This window comes from Streptomyces sp. N50 (assembly GCF_033335955.1).
In the GTDB taxonomy this organism is placed as follows: Bacteria; Actinomycetota; Actinomycetes; order Streptomycetales; family Streptomycetaceae; genus Streptomyces.
Genome location: NZ_CP137549.1, coordinates 8,252,104 through 8,274,619 on the forward strand (window position 1 = coordinate 8,252,104; position 22,516 = coordinate 8,274,619).

20 protein-coding genes are annotated in these 22,516 nt (G+C 71.0%); 9 read left to right on the plus strand and 11 right to left on the minus strand.

The annotated features are described in order from the left end of the window. Positions 1-13: 13 nt before the first annotated feature. A complete protein-coding gene (locus R2B38_RS36650) occupies positions 14-745 on the minus strand; it encodes a MerR family transcriptional regulator (RefSeq protein ID WP_318020100.1) in 732 nt (243 codons plus the stop codon). An 80-nt stretch (positions 746-825) separates the two neighbouring features. On the opposite strand from R2B38_RS36650, the gene R2B38_RS36655 reads away from it, so the two are divergent. Next, on the plus strand, positions 826-1,305 hold the full coding sequence (locus R2B38_RS36655; RefSeq protein WP_318020101.1) for a macro domain-containing protein: 480 nt from the start codon (positions 826-828) through the stop codon (positions 1,303-1,305). Between the two features lie 72 nt (positions 1,306-1,377). Next, positions 1,378-2,310 (plus strand): adenosine kinase, encoded by a 933-nt coding sequence (locus R2B38_RS36660; protein ID WP_318020102.1) that lies wholly within the window; start codon positions 1,378-1,380, stop codon positions 2,308-2,310. Here R2B38_RS36660 and R2B38_RS36665 read toward each other — a convergent pair. Next, positions 2,307-3,068: a TioE family transcriptional regulator gene (locus tag R2B38_RS36665; protein WP_318020103.1), complete on the minus strand. Its 762-nt coding sequence runs from the start codon at positions 3,066-3,068 to the stop codon at positions 2,307-2,309. The two genes, R2B38_RS36660 and R2B38_RS36665, sit on opposite strands and share 4 nt — an antisense overlap. A gap of 58 nt (positions 3,069-3,126) precedes the next feature. On the opposite strand from R2B38_RS36665, the gene R2B38_RS36670 reads away from it, so the two are divergent. Continuing rightward, positions 3,127-4,335 (plus strand): erythromycin esterase family protein, encoded by a 1,209-nt coding sequence (locus tag R2B38_RS36670; RefSeq protein ID WP_318020104.1) that lies wholly within the window; start codon positions 3,127-3,129, stop codon positions 4,333-4,335. A gap of 84 nt (positions 4,336-4,419) precedes the next feature. Here the strand turns inward: R2B38_RS36670 and R2B38_RS36675 are convergent, their stop codons facing one another. Further along, positions 4,420-5,913, minus strand: a complete 1,494-nt coding sequence (locus R2B38_RS36675) for a M1 family metallopeptidase (protein ID WP_318020105.1) — start codon at positions 5,911-5,913, stop codon at positions 4,420-4,422. A gap of 234 nt (positions 5,914-6,147) precedes the next feature. On the opposite strand from R2B38_RS36675, the gene R2B38_RS36680 reads away from it, so the two are divergent. Next, positions 6,148-8,097, plus strand: coding sequence for a Xaa-Pro dipeptidyl-peptidase (locus R2B38_RS36680; protein ID WP_318020106.1), 1,950 nt, complete (start codon positions 6,148-6,150; stop codon positions 8,095-8,097). Positions 8,098-8,184: 87 nt separating this feature from the next. Here the strand turns inward: R2B38_RS36680 and R2B38_RS36685 are convergent, their stop codons facing one another. Then, positions 8,185-9,126: an FAD-dependent oxidoreductase gene (locus tag R2B38_RS36685; RefSeq protein WP_411978523.1), complete on the minus strand. Its 942-nt coding sequence runs from the start codon at positions 9,124-9,126 to the stop codon at positions 8,185-8,187. A gap of 77 nt (positions 9,127-9,203) precedes the next feature. On the opposite strand from R2B38_RS36685, the gene R2B38_RS36690 reads away from it, so the two are divergent. Both R2B38_RS36690 and R2B38_RS36695 read left to right on the plus strand, forming a co-directional pair. Beyond that, a complete protein-coding gene (locus R2B38_RS36690; protein ID WP_318020108.1) occupies positions 9,204-10,229 on the plus strand; it encodes an oxidoreductase in 1,026 nt (341 codons plus the stop codon). A gap of 48 nt (positions 10,230-10,277) precedes the next feature. Further along, complete coding sequence (locus R2B38_RS36695) at positions 10,278-11,921, plus strand: ABC-F family ATP-binding cassette domain-containing protein (protein WP_318020109.1); 1,644 nt, start codon at positions 10,278-10,280, stop codon at positions 11,919-11,921. A gap of 13 nt (positions 11,922-11,934) precedes the next feature. Here the strand turns inward: R2B38_RS36695 and R2B38_RS36700 are convergent, their stop codons facing one another. The 3 genes from R2B38_RS36700 to R2B38_RS36710 form a co-directional block, all read right to left on the minus strand. After that, positions 11,935-12,564 (minus strand): DinB family protein, encoded by a 630-nt coding sequence (locus R2B38_RS36700; protein WP_318020110.1) that lies wholly within the window; start codon positions 12,562-12,564, stop codon positions 11,935-11,937. A 150-nt stretch (positions 12,565-12,714) separates the two neighbouring features. Beyond that, positions 12,715-15,108 carry a Tex family protein gene (locus R2B38_RS36705; protein ID WP_318020111.1) on the minus strand — a complete coding sequence of 798 codons (2,394 nt, stop codon included), beginning with the start codon at positions 15,106-15,108 and terminating at the stop codon, positions 12,715-12,717. Between the two features lie 93 nt (positions 15,109-15,201). Next, the gene (locus tag R2B38_RS36710; RefSeq protein ID WP_318020112.1) at positions 15,202-16,071 is read right to left on the minus strand and encodes an SCO6745 family protein; all 870 of its coding nucleotides are present in this window, start codon (positions 16,069-16,071) and stop codon (positions 15,202-15,204) included. Positions 16,072-16,184: 113 nt separating this feature from the next. On the opposite strand from R2B38_RS36710, the gene R2B38_RS36715 reads away from it, so the two are divergent. Further along, complete coding sequence (locus R2B38_RS36715) at positions 16,185-17,135, plus strand: GlxA family transcriptional regulator (RefSeq protein WP_318020113.1); 951 nt, start codon at positions 16,185-16,187, stop codon at positions 17,133-17,135. Between the two features lie 120 nt (positions 17,136-17,255). After that, positions 17,256-17,891: a DJ-1/PfpI family protein gene (locus R2B38_RS36720; protein WP_318020114.1), complete on the plus strand. Its 636-nt coding sequence runs from the start codon at positions 17,256-17,258 to the stop codon at positions 17,889-17,891. 3 nt (positions 17,892-17,894) lie between these two features. On the opposite strand, the gene R2B38_RS36725 is transcribed toward R2B38_RS36720, so the two are convergent. After that, positions 17,895-18,662 (minus strand): enoyl-CoA hydratase/isomerase family protein, encoded by a 768-nt coding sequence (locus tag R2B38_RS36725; protein ID WP_318020115.1) that lies wholly within the window; start codon positions 18,660-18,662, stop codon positions 17,895-17,897. Between the two features lie 204 nt (positions 18,663-18,866). Between R2B38_RS36725 and R2B38_RS36730 the strand changes: the two genes are divergently transcribed. Continuing rightward, a complete protein-coding gene (locus tag R2B38_RS36730; RefSeq protein WP_318021883.1) occupies positions 18,867-19,418 on the plus strand; it encodes an ATP-binding protein in 552 nt (183 codons plus the stop codon). 9 nt (positions 19,419-19,427) lie between these two features. Here the strand turns inward: R2B38_RS36730 and idi are convergent, their stop codons facing one another. From idi to galE, 3 genes are all read right to left on the minus strand, one after another. Continuing rightward, positions 19,428-20,021, minus strand: coding sequence for an isopentenyl-diphosphate Delta-isomerase (idi, locus tag R2B38_RS36735; RefSeq protein ID WP_318020116.1), 594 nt, complete (start codon positions 20,019-20,021; stop codon positions 19,428-19,430). A 250-nt stretch (positions 20,022-20,271) separates the two neighbouring features. Continuing rightward, entirely contained in the window at positions 20,272-21,210 is a 939-nt protein-coding gene (locus R2B38_RS36740; RefSeq protein WP_318020117.1) for a cation diffusion facilitator family transporter, read from the minus strand. Positions 21,211-21,345: 135 nt separating this feature from the next. Further along, on the minus strand, positions 21,346-22,317 hold the full coding sequence (gene galE / locus R2B38_RS36745; protein ID WP_318020118.1) for a UDP-glucose 4-epimerase GalE: 972 nt from the start codon (positions 22,315-22,317) through the stop codon (positions 21,346-21,348). Positions 22,318-22,516: the final 199 nt, after the last annotated feature.

The window sequence follows — 22,516 nt, forward strand, 5'->3', positions numbered from 1 at the left end:
TGCCGCGAGTGGCTCAGCTGTCCCGGTCCTCCGGCGACTCCTTGAGCCACTCGCGGAGTTCCTCGCGCAGCGACCGCTGAAAAGTCGTCAGAAGGGCCTGCACGACCAGAGGTTGCATGTGCGCGGACAGCGACCTCACGTCCTGCGCGGCCCGTTGGGACACCTCCCCGCGGAACACCTGCGACAACTCGTGGGCCGCCGCCCGGGAGTGCTCGATCAGGATGTTCCGGGACGCGAGGATCGCCTCCTGGGACACCGGGACGTCGAGGAGTCGTACGCCGAGGCGCAGCAGCCCGGAGTCGACGCGGAAGGTGCCCTCGTCGAGGGCGATCACGTCCATCGCCACCAGCCGCTCGACGTCCTCCTCGTCGAGCGCCCGGCCCGCCCGCCGCTCCAACTCCGCGCGGTCCAGGGTCTCCACGGCGTCCGGCGCCCACGACGCGACCACCGCGCGATGGATCGCGAGGTCGTGCGCGCTGAGATCCGGCGGCAGCTGGCCCAGGTAGCGCTCGATCGCGGCGAGCGTCATGCCCTGGTGCTGCAACTCCTCGATCAGCGCGAGCCGGGACAGGTGCTCCTGCCCGTAGTGCCCGACCCGCCGCGCCCCGATCACCGGCGCCGGGAGCAGCCCCTTGGTGCTGTAGAACCGGACCGTGCGGACCGTGGTACCGGCCCGCGCGGCCAGTTCGTCGATCGTGAGCATCGGCTCCTCGGCGGCGGTGTCGGTCGCGGCATCGATCGTCATGTACAGCAGTATCGCTGTCTCACCAACACTGTGAAACCACTGGAAGGCCGTTGTCAGTGGTGCCGTCTACGGTGGTCGGCATGGGGGAGATCAAGTATGTCCGGGGTGACGCGACCGTTCCGTCGGTCAAGGGCGTCAAGGTGATCGCGCATGTCTGCAACGACATCGGGGGCTGGGGAAAGGGCTTCGTCCTGGCGGTGTCGCGCCGCTGGCCGGAACCGGAGAAGGCGTACCGGTCCTGGCACCGGGACCGCGCGGCCAACGACTTCGGCCTGGGCGCCGTCCAGCTCGTCCAGGTGGAGCGCCAGGTGTGGGTCGCCAACATGATCGGCCAGCGCGGGATACGCACGGGCAGCAAGGGCGTCCCCGTGCGCTACGAGGCGATCGGCACGGCGCTGGGTGTGCTGGCCGAGCGCGCGGCCGAGCTCGGCGCGTCCGTCCACATGCCCCGCATCGGGTGCGGCCTCGCGGGCGGCAAGTGGTCACGGGTCGAACCGCTGATCACCGAGCGGCTGGTGCGGCGGGGGATCGCGGTGACGGTGTACGACCACGGGGAATGATCCCTCGCGCCAACTTGCCCCAGGCTGAAAGGAGTTGCAGAATCTTGCGCAATCGCAGGAAGGCCGTGAGCCATGAGTCGTGACATCGACGTCCTCGTCCTGGGCGGCGCTGGCGTGGACACCATCGTCCACGTCCCCGAACTACCGCTCCCGTACGCCGACAGCTACATGATCGACCCCGGCATCCGCACCCGCGCCGGACAGACCGGCGACTTCGTGGCCCTCGGGCTCAGCGCGCTCGGCCTGCGCACCCACCACCTCGACACGCTCGGCGCCGACCCCGAGGGCGACCTGGTCCGCGCGCTGCACCGCGACCACGGCATCCCGCTCACCGAAGTCCCGCAACCCGCAGGCACCAAGCGCGCGGTCAACCTCGTGGGCCCCGACGGCCGGCGCCTCTCCCTCTACGACGCGACCCGCGCCCACCCCGACGACCGCCTCCCGGAACCCGCGGTCCGCGCCCTCGCCACGAGGAGCCGCCACGCCCACGTCTCCATCACCCAGCCCTGCGCCCAAGCCCTCCCGCTGCTGCGCGAGTCCGGCACGACGATCTCGACGGACCTGCACAACTGGGACGGCGAGAACCCGTACCAGGAGGAGTTCGCCCTCGCGGCCGACATCGTCTTCCTGTCCACCACCGCGTTGACCGGCGACCCCGGGCGCACGATGCGCGGCATCGCCGAGCGGGGCCGGGCCGAATTGGTCGTCGCCACGGCCGGAGCGGAGGGCGCGTATCTGCTGGCCGACGACGAGCTGACCCACATCCCGACCGTCACGCCCCGGAAGCCGGTCGTCGACTCGAACGGCGCGGGCGACGCCTTCGCCTCCGCGTTCCTCTTCGGCCGGCTGAGCGGAGAGCCCCCGCAGCGATGCGCCCGGTACGGCGCGGTCGCCGGGGCGTACGCGTGCACGGTGCCCTCGACGGAGATCGACGCGATCGGCCGGGACGAACTCCTCGTACAGGTCGCGGAGTTGGAGGCCTCGACGGCAGGTGCGCCGCACTAGTCCGCGGTCGACGAGGCGGTGGTGCGGGTACTCGTCCCGTCTCCGGTCACCGGTGGACCGCCGAGGTAGGCGTCCAGTGCGGCGGCGCCGGTGAGCAGAGCGCGGCCTCGGGCCGAGAGGCGGGCCTGCCAGTCGCGCAGGGTCGACTCCAGCGGTGCGACGCCGCCGGCCGAACGGACCTGGGCGATCAGCGGGGCGACCTGGTCGAGCAGGTAGCCGCCCCGCCTGAGTTGGTGGGCCAGCAGGGCGTCGCGCACGTCGGCGGGGCCGTAGACCCGGTAGCCCGTCCGCGGGTCGCGGCGCGGCTGGACCAGGCCGGCGCGCTCCCAGGCGCGCAGAGTGGCCGGGCGGATGCCGAGCCTTCTCGCGAGCGGGCCGACGAACGTGTCGCCGGGTTCCTCCGGCACGGGCCGGAGGTCGCGAAGGGCGGCCTCGACGGCCTGGAGGGTGCGGCGGTCGTCGAGAAGCTGCGCGTGACTCTCGTCGATGAGCCGAAGCGCGTCCTCGACGGCGTCACGGTTGACCGCCCGCATGACCGCTGTCGCCGTCTGGTGGCCGTGTCCCGGCATGAGCGCGAGAAACGCGTGCAGGGCCTGAGCGTGCCGGGGCGTGTAGGTGCGGTAGCCGTGCGCGGTGCGTTCGGCGGGCGGAAGGATCCCGGCCGCTTCGTAGTTGCGGACCACCTGCGTCGACAGACCGTGCCGACGTGCCAGGTCGACGGGCCGCAGCCGACCAGCGCTTTGAGGGTTTCGCTTCACTGTCCTGCCATTGTCGACCAAAAGTTTCAACCGTTGCTTCAACGATACCGTTGAGGGCATGACTCCTGGGATCGCAGATGCCGTCCACACCGTCGACCCCGCCGCCGTCATGGGACTGCTTCCGGCCAGGCCGCGGCTGCTCGCCCTGGGGGAGCCCACCCACGGCGAGGACATGCTGCTCGACGTGCGCAACGAACTCTTCCGCCACCTCGTCGAGCAGGAGGGCTACCGGACGATCGCCATCGAGAGCGACTGCCTGATGGGCCTGGTCGTCGACGACTACGTCACCTCGGGCACCGGCACCCTCGACGAGGTCATGGACCACGGCTTCAGCCACGGGTGGGGCGCGTTCGGGCCCAACCGCGAACTGGTGCGCTGGATGCGCGCGTACAACGACGGCCGGCCCGGGTCCGAGCGGGTGCGGTTCGCCGGTTTCGACGGCCCGCTGGAGATCACCGGCGCCGCGAGCCCGAGGCAGGCCCTCACCGCACTCCACACCTACCTCGCCGCCAGGGTCGACCCCGCCCTCCTTCCCCGCACGGCGGAGACCCTCGGCGAACTGCTCGGCGCCGACGACCGGTGGACCGACACCGCCGTGATGACGGACCCGTCCCGGTCTGTCGGGCAGACTTCCGAAGCCGGTCGACTCCGCCTGCTCGCGGACGACTTGGTGGCCCTGCTCGACACACAGACACCGCACCTGGTCGCGACGTCCACACCGGACGAGTGGCACCGGGCGCGCCTGTACGGGCGTACCGCCGTCGGACTGCTGCGCTACCACTCCTCGATGGCCGACCCGTCACCGAGCCGCATGGCACGGCTGATCGCCCAGCGCGACGCGATGATGGCCGCCAACCTGCTCGCCCTCGCCGACCGGACCCCGACGCTGGTGCACGCCCACAACGGCCACCTCCAGCGGAACAGGAGCACGATGCGGATGGGCGGCCCGCCGGTGGAGTGGTGGAGCGCCGGCGCGATCGTCGCCGCCGGCCTGGGTGAGGAGTACGCCTTCCTGGCCACGGCCCTCGGCACGATCCCCCACCAGGGGGTCGGCGCCCCGCCCCCGGACACCATGGAGGGGCTGCTGTACGCGCTCCCGCAGGAGCGCTTCCTCGTCGACGCCGGCCGACTGGCCGACGCGCTCGCCGACGCGATGCCCGCGCCTCGCGTGTCCCCTTGGTACGGCTACGCCCCGCTGGACCCGGCGCACCTAGCGGGCAACGACGGGATCGTGTTCGTCAAGGACACGGCGTCCGGCAACCGCTGATCGGTACCGGTACCGGTGGTGCCCGCGGACCCGGCGGCCCGGGGGACCCGCGCCCCCGGACCGCCCGCTCACCCGCCCGTGCCGTCAGCCCCCGTGCACGTCGTTCGTAGCCGCGATCTTCTTCCACGACTTCGGCTGCGCCGGAGCTACACCCGCCTTCGTGATCGACGCACTCCGCGCCGCCGGAGCCGCAGGCTTGGCCGGCTGGAACAGCCACGTGTCGAAGAGCGCGGAAAGCGACTTCCCCGACACCTGCTCGGCGTAGGCCCGGAAGTCCGCGACGGACGCGTTGCCGTAGGCGTGCTCCTTCGGCCAGCCCTTCAGGATGGCGAAGAACGCGTCGTCGCCGACCTCGTTGCGCAGCGCCTGGATGGCCAGCGCGCCCCGGTCGTAGACCGGAAGCTCGAACTGGTTCTCCGGGCCGGGGTCGCCCGGCGCGATCGTCCAGAACGCGTCGTCCGCGGGGTGCGAGGCGTAGACGTAGTCGGCGAGTTGCTGTGTCGTGCCCTCGCCCTCGTGCTCGGACCAGAGCCACTGCGCGTAGCGCGCGAAGCCCTCGTTGATCCAGATGTCCTTCCAGCCCTTCAGGGACACGTCGTCGCCGTACCACTGGTGGGCCAACTCATGCACCACGACAGAGGTGTTGGCGCCGTTCGCGAACTGCTTCTGGCTGTAGTAGACGCGGGTCTGGGTCTCCAGCGCGTACCCGGTGGTCGTGCTGGGGACGTACCCGCCGGCCGAACTGAAGGGATACGGACCGAAGTAGCCGCTCAGCCAGTCGACGATCTCGCCGGTGCGCTCGACGCTCGCCCGCGCGGAGCCGTCGTTGTCGCCGAGGTCCTTGCTGTAGGCGTTGATGACGGGGACGCCGCCGTCGGAGGTGCTGGTCGTGATGTCGAACTTGCCGAGGGCGAGCGTGGCCAGGTAGGTCGCCTGCGGCTTGTTCTGGCGCCAGTTGTAGCGGGTCCAGCCGAGCTGTGAACTCGTCGACTGGAGCGTGCCGTTGGAGATGGCCTGGGTGCCGTTCGGTACGGCCACCGACACGTCGTAGGTCGCCTTGTCGCTCGGGTGGTCGTTGCTCGGGAACCACCACCACGCCGACTCGGGCTCGTCGGCCGCGACCGCGCCGTCCGGGGTGCGGTGCCAGGTGTTGAACCCGTACGCGCTCTTCGTGGACGGCACCCCGCTGTAGCGGACCACGACCGTGATCGGCGTGCCCTTCGGGAGCGGGGTCTTCGGGGTGACCTCCAGCTCGTGCTGGCCGGAGGTCGCGAACGTCGCCGCCGCGCCGTTGACCCGGATCTCGCTGACGTCGAGGAGGAAGTCCAGGTTGAACCGCGACAGGTCCTGCGTGGTCTTGGCCAGGATCGTCGCCGTACCCGCCAACTCATCTGTCGCGGGCTGGTATTGGAGCCTGAGGTCGTAGTGCGAGACGTCGTATCCGCCGTTGCCGTAGTACGGGTAGTAGGGGTCGCCGATGCCCGGAGCGCCGGGGGAGTAGCTTGCCGCCGACGCCGGGATCGCCAGCATGAGCGAGGCCGCCGCGAGTGCGCCCGGCGCGATGATTCTGCGGTGCACGAGAACTCCAAGTCGTAGGGCTCCACGAGAAGTCCGGAGAGCCGTGGGGGTCCACGAAGGTCGAAGAGCCGTAGAGGTCGGTCCACGAAGTCTGTACGGAGCCTATTCACCCCCTGTGGCCCCGCGCCTGTCCACGGCCCCTCCTGTCACACGATCGCCATTCGGCCGTCATGACCCCCGAAGGACCCCGAGTGCCTCTTCCAGCACGGGAGTTGACCGATGTACCGTCCGCGCATGCCGAAACGCACGCGCTTCACGATCTGGAGATCGCTCGCGACCGCGGCGATCGCCGCCCTCCTGGCCGCCTTCCTCACCCCGACAGCGGCCCAGAGCGCTCCGCAGGAGAGTCAACCCGTCTACTCCTACGCGAACGCCATCCGGGAGGCCGTCTGGGTGGACACCGGACTCGACGGCGACGGTGACGGAAGGACCGACCGGGTCGCCGTCGACATCGTCCGGCCGAGCGAACCCGCCCGCCAGGGCCGCAAAGTCCCCGTCATCATGGACGCCAGCCCCTACTACTCCTGCTGCGGACGCGGCAACGAGAGCCAGCTGAAGACGTACGACGCCAGCGGCGACGTTGTCCAGATGCCGCTCTTCTACGACAACTACTTCGTGCCCCGCGGCTACGCCTTCGTCGGCGTCGACCTCGCCGGCACCAACCGCTCCGACGGCTGCGTCGACGTCGGCGGGCGCTCCGACATCCAGTCCGCGAAGGCCGTCGTCGACTGGCTCAACGGACGCGCCAAGGCGTACACCACCCGCACCGGAACCGTTCGCTCGCAGGCGAGTTGGACCAACGGCACGACCGGGATGATCGGCAAGAGCTGGGACGGCACCATCGCCAACGGCGTCGCCGCCACCGGCGTGAAGGGCCTGAAGACGATCGTCCCGATCAGCTCCATCTCCTCCTGGTACGACTACTACTTCGCCAAGGGCGCCCCGCTCTACGACTCGGGCCCCGACTGGCTGTCCGACGCCGTCGAGAGCCCCGACGCGCAGGCCAAGTGCGCGGCCGTCCAGCAGAAGATCGTCGACGGAGCCCCGCGCACCGGCGACTGGACGCCGTTCTGGACCGAGCGCGACTACGTGAAGGACGCGGGCAAGGTCAAGGCCAGCGTGTTCCTGGTGCACGGCATGCAGGACCTCAACGTCCGCACGAAGAACTTCGGCCAGTGGTGGGACGCCCTCGCCAAGAACGGCGTCGAGCGCAAGATCTGGCTCTCCCAGACCGGCCACGTCGACCCCTTCGACTACCGTCGCGCCGACTTCGTGGACACCCTGCACCGCTGGTTCGACCACGAACTCCTCGGCTACGACAACGGAATCGACCGCGCGCCGATGGCCGACATCGAGCGGACCCCGGACCACTGGACCACGGACGCCGTCTGGCCGCCGAGCGGCACCGCGACGACCACCCTCCACCCGGCGCAGGGCACCCAGGCGGGCGTAGGCACACTCGGCCTCCGCACCGGCGCGGGCACCGAGACGTTCACCGACAACCCGCAGGAGAGCGAGACGGATTGGGCCGCCGCGATCGACAAGTCGACGGCGGACAAGGCCGGGTTCGTCACCGGGCCGCTCACGAAGGACCTGCGCCTGTCGGGATCCTCGAAGGTGACGATCACCGCGACGCCCACGACCTCAACGGCCCATCTTTCGGCGGTACTTGTTGATGTCGGCCCCGACACCATCCGTGACTACGCCGACTCGGCCGAGGGCATCACCACGCTCACGAACCGCACCTGCTGGGGTGAGAGCACGGCCGGCGACAGCGCGTGCTTCCTCGCAACTCAGGCCAAGACGAAGGCAGTCGACTACAACGTCGTCAGCCGCGGCTGGGCCGACCTCGGCAACTACGCCTCCGCCACGAAGGGCGTACCGCTCACCCCGGGCAAGGCGTACACCATCACCCTCGACCTGGCGGCGACCGACCACGTCGTCCCGGCCGGACACCGCCTCGCCCTGATCGTCGCGGGCACGGACAAGGACCTCATCGATCCGCCGTCCACCACCCCGACCCTCGCCCTGAACCTGTCGCGCACCTCGGCCCAACTCCCGCTCGTCGGGGGCGCGTCGGCGTTCGCGAAGGCCACGGCGGGCGGCAGGTCCGTGGCATCCGACACCGAGACCCTGGACGGCGTGCGGGCACCGCGTTCCGTGCAGCGGATACCGGGCGACTGACCGCCGATCGACGGCTCGACGGGGGTGACGGAGCGAGTGGGCTCCGCCACCCCCGTCGGGGTCGGCCACGCGCGGTGGCCGAACTCCTCAGGCCGCTCCGGCCAATTCCGCCGCCTCCCGCGCGCACCCCCACGCCACCGTGATCCCCGCCCCGCCGTGACCGTAGTTGTGCACCAACACCCGCCCGTCCCGCAGTACTTCACGCTCCAGCCGCACCGAGGGCCGCGCGGGCCTGAGCCCCACCCGGTGTTCCAGCACGCGCGCGCCGGCGATCTCCGGCCGTATCGCCGCGCAGCGGGCGATGATCGCCTCGGCGGTCGCGGGGTCGGGCGTCATCGACCACGCGTCCTCCTCGGCCGTGCCGCCCAGGATCAGCCCGCCCGGCTGCGGGAAGAAGTACGTGGACGTGTCGGCCGAGTGGCCGACGGACGTCAGCCAGGTCGTGATCCCCGGGTTCTCCACGACGACCAGCTGCCCGCGCACCGGCCGCACCGAGCGATCGGGCACGAGGTCCAGGGAGTCAAGACCCGTGCAGTTGACCACGACGGCCGCCGGCACCTCCGTCAGATCCACCACGGACTGCTCCTCGACGGTCCCGCCCAGCTCCATGAACCGCCCCCGCAGCCACGGCAGATGGGCCGGCATGTCGATCAGCGGCAACCGCGCCCACAGCCCGCCGCCCGCGTACTCCTCGGCCAGCGCCGGCCGCAGCCCCGGCACCCGGGCCGCCCACGGCCCCAGCTCGTCCAACCGGGTCTCACCCTGTACGCCCTCGACCATGCGTACGCCCGTCTCCTCGGGCCGCGCCGCCAACTCCTCGTACACGACGAGGGATTGGAGCGCCCACTCGCCGACGAGCACCTCCGGCTCGATCCGGTACGGCCACCACAGCGCGCCCGCGACCGCCGAGGTCGTCAGCTCGACCGGCTCCCGCGTCCACACCCGCACCCGGGCACCGCGCTCCGCCAGCACGACGGCCGTCGTCAACCCGATGACGCCCCCGCCGACCACGATCACATCGCCACTCATGCCGCTCTCCATGCGCGGACGGTAGCGGAATACGCCATGCGGTGCTCAGATCCCCGCGCGCTGGGGATACTCACAGCATGTCTGCCGAATACGCCGCCTTCGGCCTGGCACCGGCGATGCGTGCCGGTGAAGTCCTCGCGGACGGCGGCTACCAGGTGCACCGCGACTTCGTCGACTTCATCGTCGACGGCCGCCCGCTGCTGTTCCAGCTCACCGACCTGGACGCCGTCTCCCCGCTCGCCTCCGACGTCCCGCCCGCGATCTTCACCGCCCAGGTCCGCAGCCTCCTCCTGGAGACGGACCCACCCCTGAAGGGCGGCCGCTACGTCATCTACGGCTGCCCCGAGTGCGAGGACCTGGCCTGCGGCGCGGTCACCGCCGTCATCCAGCGGGACGGCGCCGACTACATCTGGCGCGACTTCGCCTGGCAGACCGACGAACACGCCGACCTGGAGCGCAACGGCTACCACGGCATAGGGCCCTTCCGCTTCGCCGGAGCCGAGTACCGCGCGGCCCTCGACTCCCTCATCGACGGCACCGAAGCCCCGGCCGCCAGGCGCCGCGTCCTGCTGATCGGCGCCCGCGTCGCCGTCCTCGCCAAGCTCGCCGCCGCCCTGCGCGCGATCGGCATCGGCGCCGACATCACCGGCGACGCGACCCATGTCCCCGCCGACGAACTCCGCGGCTACGGCGCCGTGGCGTTCGGCCGGGCCGTCACGGAGGAGCAACGGGCCGCCGTACGGGCCGCGTTCGACCGCGCCGGGGTCGACGTGGCGTACGTCGACGGCCTCGCCCCCATCGTTCCGCTCCTCGTCGCCCAGATCGAACACGCCCTGGACCGCCGTCCGGCCGACCAGCACCGGCTCACCCGCCTGGTCGCGGCCGACGGCGAGGCGGGCATCGAGGTCACCTCGCCGTGCCGGGTGCGCGTCACGGCGTACCGTCTCGACCGCCTGTACCGCAGCCACACGCGGGATGTCTTCGACGGCGTCCTGGAAGCCGGCCGGCACCGCATCGCCCTCGACGCGAAGGCGGTGAAGGGCGAGTCGTTCGTCGTGGCGCGGACGACCGGGAGCGTGCTGGTGGAGCCGATGGCGCGCTGAAAACCGCGGCGCGGACGGGGAAGCGGACCGATTAGGATCGATGGCCTGATGACTGCCACTCTCGTCGCCAAGAATCTCGCCGCCGGACACGGCGACCGCGCCCTCTTCACCGGGCTCGACCTCGTCGTCGCCCCCGGCGATGTGATCGGCCTTGTCGGTGCCAACGGCGCGGGCAAGTCCACCCTCCTCAGGATGCTCGCCGGGCTCCTCGCCCCCGAGGAGGGCGAACTGCGCCTCTCCCCGCCGGCGGCGACCGTGGGCCACCTCCCGCAGGAGCCGGAGCGGCGCCCGGGCGAGAGCGTGCGCGAGTTTCTGGCCCGCCGCACGGGAGTCGCCGAGGCGCAACGCACGATGGACGAGGCCACCCAGGCCCTGGTGGACGGAGCGCCCGGCGCCGACGACGCGTACTCGACGAGCCTGGAGCGCTGGCTCGACCTCGGCGGCGCGGACCTCGACGAACGGGCCGAGGAGATCGCCGACTCCCTGGGCCTGGCGATCGACCTGGACCAGCCGATGACGTCCCTGTCCGGCGGCCAGGCGGCGAGAGCGGGCCTGGCTTCTCTGCTCCTCTCCCGCTACGACGTCTTCCTCCTCGACGAGCCCACCAACGACCTGGACCTCGACGGCCTGGAGCGCCTCGAACGCTTCGTCTCCGGCCTGCGCGCGGGCACGGTCGTCGTGTCGCACGACCGAGAGTTCCTCACCCGCACGGTCACCAAGGTCCTCGAACTCGACCTGGCGCAGAACCAGATCAACCTCTACGGCGGCGGCTACGAGGCGTACCTGGAGGAGCGGGACGTGGCACGCCGGCACGCCCGCGACGACTTCGAGGAGTACGCCGACAAGCGCTCCGCGCTCCAGGACCGGGCGCAGATGCAGCGCGGCTGGATGGACAAGGGCGTCAAGAACGCCCGCCGCAAGGCGAACAACGACAACGACAAGATCGGCCGCAAGTTCCGCAGCGAGGCGAGCGAGAAGCAGGCGGCGAAGGCGCGGCAGACCCAGCGCATGATCGAACGCCTCGATGTCGTCGAGGAGCCCCGCAAGGAGTGGGAGCTGCGGATGGAGATCGCGTCCGCGCCGCGCTCCGGCGCGGTCGTCGCGACGCTGCGGGACGCGGAGGTACGGCGCGGTGACTTCAGCTTCGGGCCGGTGTCCCTGCAGATCGACTGGGCGGACCGGGTCGCGGTGACCGGTGCGAACGGGGCGGGCAAGTCGACGCTTCTCGGCGCACTGCTCGGGCGTGTCCCGTTGGACGCCGGGCATGCGGCGCTCGGCTCCGGTGTCCTGGTGGGCGAGGTCGACCAGGCCCGCCAGCTGTTCCACGGTACGGAGTCTCTGCTGGACGCGTTCTGTGCGGCCGTGCCGGACACCGAGCCTGCTGAAGTCCGCACGCTGCTGGCCAAGTTCGGGCTCAAGGCACACCACGTGATGCGGCCGGCGGGGACCCTGTCCCCGGGTGAGCGGACCCGTTCCGCTCTGGCGTTGCTCCAGGGGCGCGGGGTGAATCTCCTGGTCCTGGACGAGCCGACGAACCACCTGGATCTGCCCGCTATTGAGCAACTGGAGTCGGCGCTCGACGAGTACGAGGGCACGCTGCTGTTGGTCACTCATGATCGCCGGATGCTGGACGCGGTTCAGGTGACCCGGCGGCTGGAGGTGGCGGACGGGAAGGTGACGGAGCAGCGCTGAGCAACGGTGAAGTTCAGGTTGTTCGTTCACTGCGGGGCGGTGGGGGCTGGTCGCGCAGTTCCCCGCGCCCCTTGAGGGTCGCGGCCCGCTCCACCCGGTTCCGGTGCTCCGCCCACCAACTCGCGTCGCCCGGCGCCATGTTGGTGCCCCCGACGCGCTGACCCACCGTCCCGTCGATGAGTTCGCGTACGACGTCGGCGTGGCCCGCGTGGCGGGCTGTCTCGTAGGTCATGTGGACGAGGGCGCGGTGCAGGGTGAGTTCGTTGCCGCCTTCGCCGGGCATGCGGCCGATCGCGTCCAGGGGGAGTGCCTCGATCGTCGCGTCGGAGTGGGCGCAGATCCGCCGGTAGTCGCCGACGATCTGCTCACGTGTCTCGTCCGGGGTCGCCCACAGATCCGCGTTCGGCTCGGCGTCCCCCGCGATCCACAACTCCGGCCCGTCGACCGGCCGCCCGAACACCGTCCCGAAGTAGAACGCCTCGGCCCCCGCCAGATGCTTGACCAGCCCCAGCAGATTGGTGCCGGTCGGCGTCATCGGCCGCCGGATGCCGTACTCCGGCAGCCCTTCCAGCTTCCACACCAACGCGTCACGAGAGTCCTGCAGAAAAACACGCAGATCGTCTTTGAAGTCCGGTGAGATCATCCCCCCAGTCTGTCGCCGAGACGATCCACGTCCACCAATTTTCACCGCCGAGCCCCCACCCCCCCAGGGGCGCGGGGAACTGCGCGACCAGCCACAACGGGCCGGCAGTTCCCCACGATCTGAACCCCTACGGTCCGATCGGCGAAGCCGTCAGCGCTTCCCCTTCTTACCCGGGTCCAACAACCCCGCCTTCCGCAGAGCATCAGCCATCGCACTGTTCCCCGGCGGCGGAGCAGCCTGCCGCGATCCACCACCCTGGCCGCCCTGCCGCTGCTGCTGCCGCTGTTGAGGAGGCCGCCCTCCACTCCGCTGCCCGCGCTGGGCACCCCCACCCTGCTGTCCCCGCTCACCGCCGGAGGCCACCGCCTCGTCATCCAGCCGCAACGTCAACGAGATCCGCTTCCGAGGGATGTCGACGTCGAGCACCTTCACCTTGACGATGTCCCCCGGCTTCACCACATCCCGCGGGTCCTTGACGAACGTCTTCGACAGGGCGGAGACATGCGCCAGCCCGTCCTGGTGGACCCCGACATCGATGAACGCCCCGAACGCCGCGACGTTCGTGACGACACCCTCCAGAACCATCCCGGGCGCGAGGTCGGAGATCTTCTCGACGCCGTCCTTGAACGTGGCCGTCTTGAACGCGGGCCGAGGGTCGCGCCCCGGCTTCTCCAGCTCCTTCAGGATGTCGGTCACGGTCGGCAGACCGAACGTCTCGTCCACGAACTCCGTCGGCTTCAGCGACCGCAGCACCGACGTGTTTCCGATCAGCGAAGCGACCTCGCTGCCCGCCGTCTTCACCATCCGCCGCACCACCGGATACGCCTCGGGGTGCACGCTGGAGGAGTCGAGCGGGTCGTCCCCACCCCGGATGCGCAGGAAGCCCGCGCACTGCTCGTACGCCTTCGGGCCGAGCCGCGCCACGTTCTTCAGCTGGGTGCGCGACTTGAACGGGCCGTTGGCATCGCGGTGCGACACGATGTTCTCGGCGAGGCCGGAGGTGATGCCGGAGACGCGGGAAAGCAGCGGCGCGGAGGCCGTGTTGACGTCCACGCCGACGCCGTTCACACAGTCCTCGACCACCGCGTCCAGCGAACGCGACAGCTTCACCTCGGACAGGTCGTGCTGGTACTGGCCGACCCCGATCGACTTGGGGTCGATCTTCACCAACTCCGCGAGCGGGTCCTGGAGTCGGCGCGCGATGGAGACGGCGCCGCGCAACGACACGTCCATGTCGGGCAGTTCCTGCGAGGCGAACGCGGACGCCGAGTACACGGACGCGCCGGCCTCGGACACCATCACCTTCGTGAGGTTCAACTCCGGGTGCTTGGTGATGAGTTCACCGGCGAGCTTGTCGGTCTCGCGGGACGCCGTGCCGTTGCCGATCGCGATCAGTTCGACCGAGTGCTGCGCGGACAGGCGGGCCAGCTTGGCGAGGGCGTCGTCCCACTTGTTGGCCGGGACGTGCGGGTAGATCACGTCCGTGGCGACGACCTTGCCGGTCGCGTCGACGACGGCCACCTTCACGCCCGTACGGAAACCGGGGTCCAGGCCCAGCGTCGCGCGCGTGCCGGCCGGGGCGGCGAGCAGCAGGTCCCGCAGGTTCGAGGCGAAGACGTTGACCGCCTCGTCCTCGGCCGCCGTACGCAGCCGCAGCCGCAGGTCGATGCCGAGGTGCACGAGGATGCGGGTGCGCCAGGCCCAACGGACCGTGTCCTGAAGCCACTTGTCACCGGGACGGCCGCGGTCGAGGACCTGGAAGCGGTGGGCGACCATCCCCTCGTAGGAGGAAGGCCCCTCGGTGTCCTCCTCGGGCTCCAGGACGAGATCGAGGACGTCCTCCTTCTCGCCGCGCAGCATCGCGAGGATGCGGTGCGAGGGCAGCGCGGTGAACGGCTCCGAGAAGTCGAAGTAGTCGGCGAACTTGGCGCCCGCCTCCTCCTTGCCGTCCCGCACCTTCGCGGCGAGGCGCCCGCGCCCCCACATCCGCTCACGCAGCTCGCCGATCAGGTCGGCGTCCTCCGAGAACCGCTCGGTGAGGATCGCCCGGGCGCCGTCCAGGGCGGCCTGCGGATCGGCGACACCCTTGTCGGCGTCGACGAACGCGGCGGCCGCGGCCAGCGGTTCCACGCTCGGATCGCCCAACAGCCCCTCCGCGAGCGGCTCAAGCCCCGCCTCTCGCGCGATCTGGGCTTTCGTCCGCCGCTTGGGCTTGTAGGGAAGGTAGATGTCCTCAAGGCGCGCTTTCGTCTCCGCCGCCCGGATCTGCGCCTCCAACTCCTCGCTGAGCTTGCCCTGTTCGCGCACCGATTCGAGGATCGCGGTCCGCCGCTCCTCCAGCTCCCGCAGATAGCGCAGCCGTTCCTCGAGCGTGCGCAGCTGCGCGTCGTCGAGCATCTCGGTCGCTTCCTTGCGGTAGCGGGCGATGAAGGGCACCGTCGAACCGCCGTCGAGCAGCTCGACGGCAGCCCTCACCTGCCGCTCCCGTACGCCGAGCTCCTCGGCGATCCTGCCTTCGATGGACCCTACGAGGGGTGTCGTCACGCCCGTACCGCCTTCTCCACTGAGGTTGCGCGGCAATTGTGGCAGGTGACACCGACAACCGGGGATCAGGGCGCTGTCCTGCGGGTCCGGTGGCTAGCTCTTGCCGAGCAGATCCCGGGGAAACGCCCCGGCGGCCAGCGCGAGCCGCGCGAATCCGGTCGCCAGCTCGGTCAGACGTACGACCCCTTCGGCGCCCAGGTGCTCGTACGGTGCCCGGTCCAGCCGGTCGGTCTCCGCCTCGATCCCGGCGCGCAGCGCGACCCCGGCCTCCGTCAACTCGCCGTCCCCGTCGAGCAGCCCGCGCTCCCGGAGCCGTCCCGAAGCGGCGTCCCACTCCTCCTGGTTCCACCCGCGCGTGCCGAACACCCACTTCGGGGCCATGCCCTTGCCGGTCGCGGTGTGGGTGACCACGGCCTCCAGACCGTCGAGTCCGGCGGACATCAGGGCGGCCAGGTGACCGTCGCCGCGGTGCTCGCGCAGCAGGGTGGCCGCGTGGAAGTAGGCGAGGTGCGGCTCTTCGGGGACCGGCAGGTCGGCGTGGGCGGCGTACAGGGGCCGGGCGGGACGCGAGCACGCCTCACTCGCCCGCAGCGCCAGCCGCGCGGCCTCCGCCATCTCCTCCGACGCGATCGCGTCCTCGCCGAGCAGGCGCCGCAGGGTCGCGTCGACGGCACGCGCGCGTGCGTGGAGGCACTGCTCCGGGGAGGCGGTTTCCCACACGGCGGGGACGTGCCGGGCCACGAGGTCGTACTTGTAGTTGTAGAAGGTCGCCGTCACCGTGCCGGGGCCGACGGCCCCCATCGCCGCCGCCCGTACGGCGAAGTTGACGGCCCCGGGGTGCGTGACTCCGAGGGCGCCGAACTCCTTCCCCAGGTCGGGCGAGAAGTAGAGCGTGGCGTGCAGGGAGTTGAGCGCGTTGTGGCAGCGGCGCCCGGCACGGGGATCGACGGCGGCAGTAGTCATGGCGGTCACGTTACCGACTGGTCGGTACGGGCTCCAGGGGTGGGCGCCGGATGGCAGGAAAGGTGGGGTACCCGTCATTGCGGCCATCGCGGGGTGCGCGAAGAATCGACGGCATGCGAACCGTCCTGGTGGTCCTCTTCGACGACGTCCAGAGCCTCGATGTCACCGGTCCGGTGGAGGTCTTCGCGGGCGCCGAGACGCAGGCCCCCGGGACCTACCGCATCCGTACGGCCTCCCTGGACGGCGGCCCGGTGCGTACCTCCAGCGGCCTGACCGTCGTACCGGACTCGTCCCTCGCCGACGCGCCCGCCCCGCACACGCTCCTCGTCCCCGGCGGCCGGGGCACGCGCGCCCCGGACCCGCGCCTGACCGCCTGGCTCCGCACACACGGGCCGCGCGCGGAGCGACTGGTCTCCGTGTGCACCGGGGCGATCCTGCTCGCCGAGGCGGGCCTCCTGGCCGGTCGCCGGGCCACCACGCACTGGGCGTACTGCGCGAAACTCGCCCGCGACCACCCCGCCGTCGAGGTCGACCCCGACCCGATTTACGTCCGCGACGGACCCGTCTCCACCTCGGCCGGTGTCACCTCGGGCATCGATCTCGCCCTCGCCCTGGTCGAGGAGGACCTGGGCCGGGACACAGCGCTGACCATCGCGCGCCACCTGGTCGTGTTCCTGCGCCGGCCGGGGAACCAGGCCCAGTTCAGCGCCCAGCTCGCCGCCCAGACGGCCCGGCGGGAGCCCCTCCGCGAGGTCCAGCAGTGGATCACGGAGCACCCCGGCGACGACCTGAGCGTCGAGTCCCTCGCCGCCCGCGCCCGCCTCTCGCCCCGCCACTTCGCCCGCGCCTTCCAGTCCGAGACCGGCATGACCCCCGGCCGCTACGTCGACCGCGTCCGCCTCGAACACGCCCGCCGCCTCCTGGAGGACACCGCCGACGGCATCGAGCAGATCTCCCGAGCCAGCGGCTACGGCACCCCCGAGTCCATGCGCCGAGCCTTCCTCAAAACCCTCGGCACGGCCCCGACGGAGTACCGCCGCCGCTTCCACCCGGCCGCCGGCTGAACACCGGACGAGGCAGCGCCCCGTCAGGGGCGCGGGGAACTGCGCGACCAGCCACAACGGACCCGCAGCGAACGAACCACCTGAACCACATCCGGAATCCACCGAACACGAAAGGCCCCGATGCAGATCGCCATCGTCCTCTTCGACCGCTTCACCGCCCTGGACGCCGTAGGCCCCTACGAAACCCTCGGCCGCCTCCCGGACTCGGAGACCGTCTTCGTCGCCGAACGGACCGGCCCCGTCCGCAACGAAACCGGAAACCTGGCACTCGTCGCCGACCGCACCCTCGCCGACGTCCCGACCCCCGACATCGTGGTCGTCCCGGGCGGCCCCGGCCAGACCCCGCAGATGGAGAACGCGACCCTCCTGGACTGGCTGCGCACCGCCGACGCCACCACCACCTGGACGACCTCGGTGTGCACGGGCTCCCTGCTGCTGGCCGCGGCCGGACTCCTCCAAGGCCGTCGCGCGACCTCCCACTGGCTCGCCCTGGACCACCTGAAGCAGTTCGGCGCCGAGCCCACGGGGGAGCGGGTGGTGACCGACGGCAAGTACGTCACCGCGGCGGGCGTCTCCTCCGGCATCGACATGGGGCTCACCCTGCTCGGCCGGATCGCGGGCGACGAACACGCCCAGGCCGTACAGCTGTTGACCGAGTACGACCCGCAACCGCCGTACGACGCGGGGTCCCCGGAGAAGGCGCCCGCGCACCTCGTCGAGAGGTTCCGCGCGGGCAGCCGCTTCATCCTGAAGTAGTCCCTAAGCAGTCTCTGCGGCAGTCCCTGCCGTGGTCCAGGTGAAGCGTGGCGCCCGGCGCTCCAGGAACGCGGCGACGCCCTCCGCGGTGTCGCCGCTGCCGCGCGTCTGCTCTGCCCAGTAACCGTCCCTGTCCGTACGGCCGTTGGCGAACTCCTTCGCCGAGGCCTGCGTCAACTGCGAGCGGGAGACCAGCACCCGGGTGAACTCCGCGACCCGCTTGGCGAGTTCTCCCCCGGGGAGCAACTCGTCGACGAACCCGGTGCGCAGCGCCCGTTCCGCGTCGATCAACTCGCCGGAGAACAGCAGGTACTTGGCGGTACCCGGCCCCACCAGCGACACCAACCGCCGTGTCGCGGACGCCGGATACACGATCCCGAGCTTCGCCGGAGTCACCCCGAACAGCGCGCCCTCCTCCGCGAACCGCAGATCACACGCCGCCGCCAACTGCGCCCCGCCGCCCACGCAATGACCCCGGATCGCCGCCAACGTCGGCTTAGGGAACGCCGCGAGCGCCTCCTCCGCGAGCACCGCCAGCCCCTGCGCCTCACCCGCCGACTCCCGCAGCGTCGAGATGTCGGCCCCGGCGCAGAACGTCCCGCCCTCACCGGTCAGCACGAGCGCCCGTACGCCCGGATCGGCGGCGAGCGTGTCGAGCAGCGGCGGCAGCGAGCGCCACATCTCGGCGGTCATCGCGTTGCGCTTGCCGGGGTGGTGGACGACGACGGTGGCGACCGAGTCGGTGACGTCGTGCAGCAGGCGGGGCTCCATGCGCCGGATGCTACGTACAACCCGAAGAGTTCGCGAAGTCGGCACGAGAGGAACAGGGGCGGTCCCACAGTCGATCGGGCCACACAGAAACGATCGGAAAGCGTCCGATACCTGCTGACTTCTGTTCAGTCATCCGGGGTGGCGCGGGTCCACGCCAACACTCGTCGGGTGGTGACAATCGAGCGCAAGGGTGGCGACCGGACGATGGAGAACCACGGGGGTGGGTCAGGCCCACGCCCAGAAGGCGGCAGAGACGACCCCCCGGATCCCGCCCGGGATCCCGCCCCGGATCCCGCTTCGGATCTCGTCCCCGCCCCGCCGGATCCGCTGCCGTACGAGGGAGTCTGGCGGTTCACCGCCTCCGCCGTCGACGCCTCCGTCCCGCAGGCGCGACACGCCGTACGGGACCTGCTCTTCCGGCAGGGCGTACCCCTCTCGGACGAGCTGCTGCAGGGGCTGTTGCTGATCGTCTCCGAGCTGGTCACCAACGTGGTCCGGCACGCGGTGCTGCTGTCGCCGACCCTCGCCGTGGAGATCGCCGTCGGCGCCGAGTGGGTGCGGGTGTCCGTCGAGGACAACCACCCCTACCGCCCGACCGCCCTGGTCGCCGACCACGACGAGACCGGCGGCCGGGGACTGCTCCTGGTGCGCGAGGTGACCCGGGAGGCGGGCGGCGTCTGCGACGTCGAGCACACGGCGAGCGGCGGCAAGGTGATCTGGGCCGCCCTGCCGCTCAAGCCCGCGCAGGTGCCGTAAGCAAGGGGCTCACCAGCCCGCGGACGGGCCCGTCAGCTCCCGGACCGCCGGGCGGGCCGCGTCCAGCACCGTCATGAACCAGGACGAGAAGGTGTCCTTCGCGTGCCGTTCGTCCAGCTCGGCGGGGGTCACGAACGCGGTCGTGCCCACCTCCTCCGGGTCCGGCCGCAGCGGCGACTGCACCATGCCGACGAAGAGGTGGTTGTACTCCTGCTCCACCAGGCCCGAGTCCGGGTCCGGGTGGTTGTAGCGCACCGTGCCCGCCTCCGCGAGCAGCGACGGGGACACCCCCAGTTCCTCGAACGTCCGCCGGGCCGCAGCCGCGAAGGGCGCCTCGCCGGGGTAGGGGTGACCGCAGCAGGTGTTGGACCACACACCGGGGGAGTGGTACTTGCCGAGCGCCCGCTGCTGGAGCAGCAGCCGGCCCTGCTCGTCGAAGAGAAAGACGGAGAAGGCGCGGTGCAGCTGCCCCGGCGGCTGATGGGCGGTGAGCTTCTCGGCGGTGCCGATCGTCACGCCGCTCTCGTCGACCAGTTCGAGCAAGATCGCGTCAGCGGTGCCGTTCGACGAGTTGTGCGTCGCGGTGGCAGGTGTGGTCGGCATACCCATCCTTCACATCGGTCCTCAAGGCCAAGTCTGCCGTACGAATCCGGCACTCCCGGCAGTTCATCGTGCCCGGCGCGGCGACGGCGGAACCGTCGGGGGGTGGGGCGCGGAAGTGAGGACGCGGGCGCGCGGCAGCGGGCCGCACGCCCGCGAAACCGGTCGATTTCGGTCAGTGCGGAGGCTGTACGGGGCTCGTGCGGGCTTCATGCAGGCCTCGCGCGGGCTTCATGCGGGCCTCATGGGAACGTCAGTGGCACAGCTTCGCCTCGTGCTCCGCGTGTCCGCGGGGTTCCAGCTGGAAGGTGCAGTGCTCCACGTCGAAGTGGTCGCCGAGACAGCCCTGGAGTTCGTGGAGCATCTTCTCGTTGCCGATGGCGTTCAGCACGTCCGAGCGGACGACGACGTGCGCGGAGAGCACCGGCATGCCGGAGGTGATCGTCCACGCGTGCAGATCGTGGACGTCCTCGACCCCGTCCAGGGCCACGATGTGGGCGCGCACGTCCTGCATGTCGACGTCCTTGGGGGCCGACTCCAGCAGCACGTCCAGGGTCTCGCGCAGCAGCTTCAGGGTGCGCGGCACGATCATCAGGCCGATGGCGAGCGAGGCGATCGGGTCGGCGGCCTGCCAGCCCGTGGTGAGGATCACCACGGCCGAGATGATCACCGCGAGGGAGCCCAGCGCGTCCGCGGCGACCTCCAGGAAGGCGCCCCGCACGTTCAGGCTGTCCTTCTGGCCGCGCACCAGCAGCGTGAGGGAGATCATGTTCGCGACCAGGCCGATCAGACCGAACACGATGGTCAGCCCGCCCTCGGTGTCGGCGGGCGTGACGAACCGCTGGACCGCCTCGTACAGGACGTAGCCCCCGACGCCGAGCAGCAGCAGGCAGTTGGCGAGCGCGGCGAGGATCTCCGCGCGGGCCAGGCCGAAGGTCCGGTTGCCGGTCGCGGGCCGGTTGGCGAAGTGGATCGCGAGCAGCGCCATGCCGAGGCCGAGCGCGTCCGTCGCCATGTGGGCCGCGTCCGCGATGAGCGCGAGGGAGTCCGCGAGCAGCCCGCCGACCACCTCGACCACCATCACGGTGATCGTGATCCCCAGCGCGATCCGCAGCCTCCCCTGGTACGCGGCCGCCGCCGTACCGGTGACGGGAGCGCCGTGAGAATGCCCGTGGTCGTGCCCTGCCCCCATGAAGTGCCGCCCTCCTGATGACTGCTCCGGATCACAGTGAACTACGGGTGGGGGGTATCGGGCAACGCGGCACTGAACACCGTTGTCATGTGCCCTGACCTGCGCAAACAATTCGCAGGTCAGGGCAGCCTAAGTTCACATGTCGTGGTGCAGCCGCCACCCTTGCCACGCCGACTCCACCATCTCCCGCACCCCACGCCGAGCCGACCACCCCAGCTCTACGGCGGCCAGCTCGGCGGAGGCGACCGCGCGCGGCGCGTCACCGGGACGTCGCCCCTCGACGACGGCCGGCCGCCGGTCCCCGGTGACCTCGCCGATCGCCGTGACCAGCTCGCGGACCGAAACCCCTTGCCCGCGGCCGATGTTGACCGTCAGATCACCGCTCGCGCCCCCGTCGGCCAGTCGCCGGGCCGCCGCCAGGTGGGCCTCCGCGAGATCGGCGACATGGATGTAGTCGCGGACGCACGTGCCGTCCGGGGTCGGGTAGTCGTCGCCGAAGATCCGCGGGGCCTCGTCGCGGGTGAGCCGGTCGAAGACCATGGGGACGATGTTGAAGACACCCGTGTCGGCCAGCTCGGGGGCGGCCGCGCCCGCCACGTTGAAGTAGCGCAGGCACACCGTGTCGATGCCGTGCGCCGCGCCCGCAGCCCGGACCAGCCACTCCCCGGTGAGCTTGGTCTCGCCGTACGGGTTCACCGGCGCGCACGGGGTGTCCTCGGTGATCAGGTCGACGCCCGGGTCGCCGTAGACCGCCGCCGAGGACGAGAACACGAACCGCTCGATACCGGCCTCGGCGACCGCGTCCAGGAGGTTCGCCAGGCCGCCGACGTTCTCCCGGTAGTAGTACGTCGGCCGCGCCACGGACTCGGCGACCTGCTTGCGTGCCGCGAGATGCACGACCCCGGTCACCTCGTGCTCGGCGAACACCCGCTTCAGGAGGTCGCCGTCGAGGGAGGAGCCGTGGACGAGCGGGACGGCCGTAGGGAGGCGTGCGGGGCTACCCGCGGAGAGGTCGTCCAGGGCGACGACGCGTTCCCCGGCGTTCGTCATCGCCCGCGCCACATGGGCCCCGATGTATCCGGCTCCGCCGGTGATCAGCCATGTCATGGGCATTCACCCTATGTCGATACGGAGAGGGCCTCCGCAATGTCCCGCGATGCCCGGTCTGACGGGTGCGGTTTGTCGGCCGGGCCCCGAATCCCCGATGATGATCTCGGCGGAGGCGCTGGCAGACCGTGTTGATCAGGCCATGAACGGCCGGTGAACACGGGCTTGAGAGCATCCGATAGCCTCTGCCGACATGCCG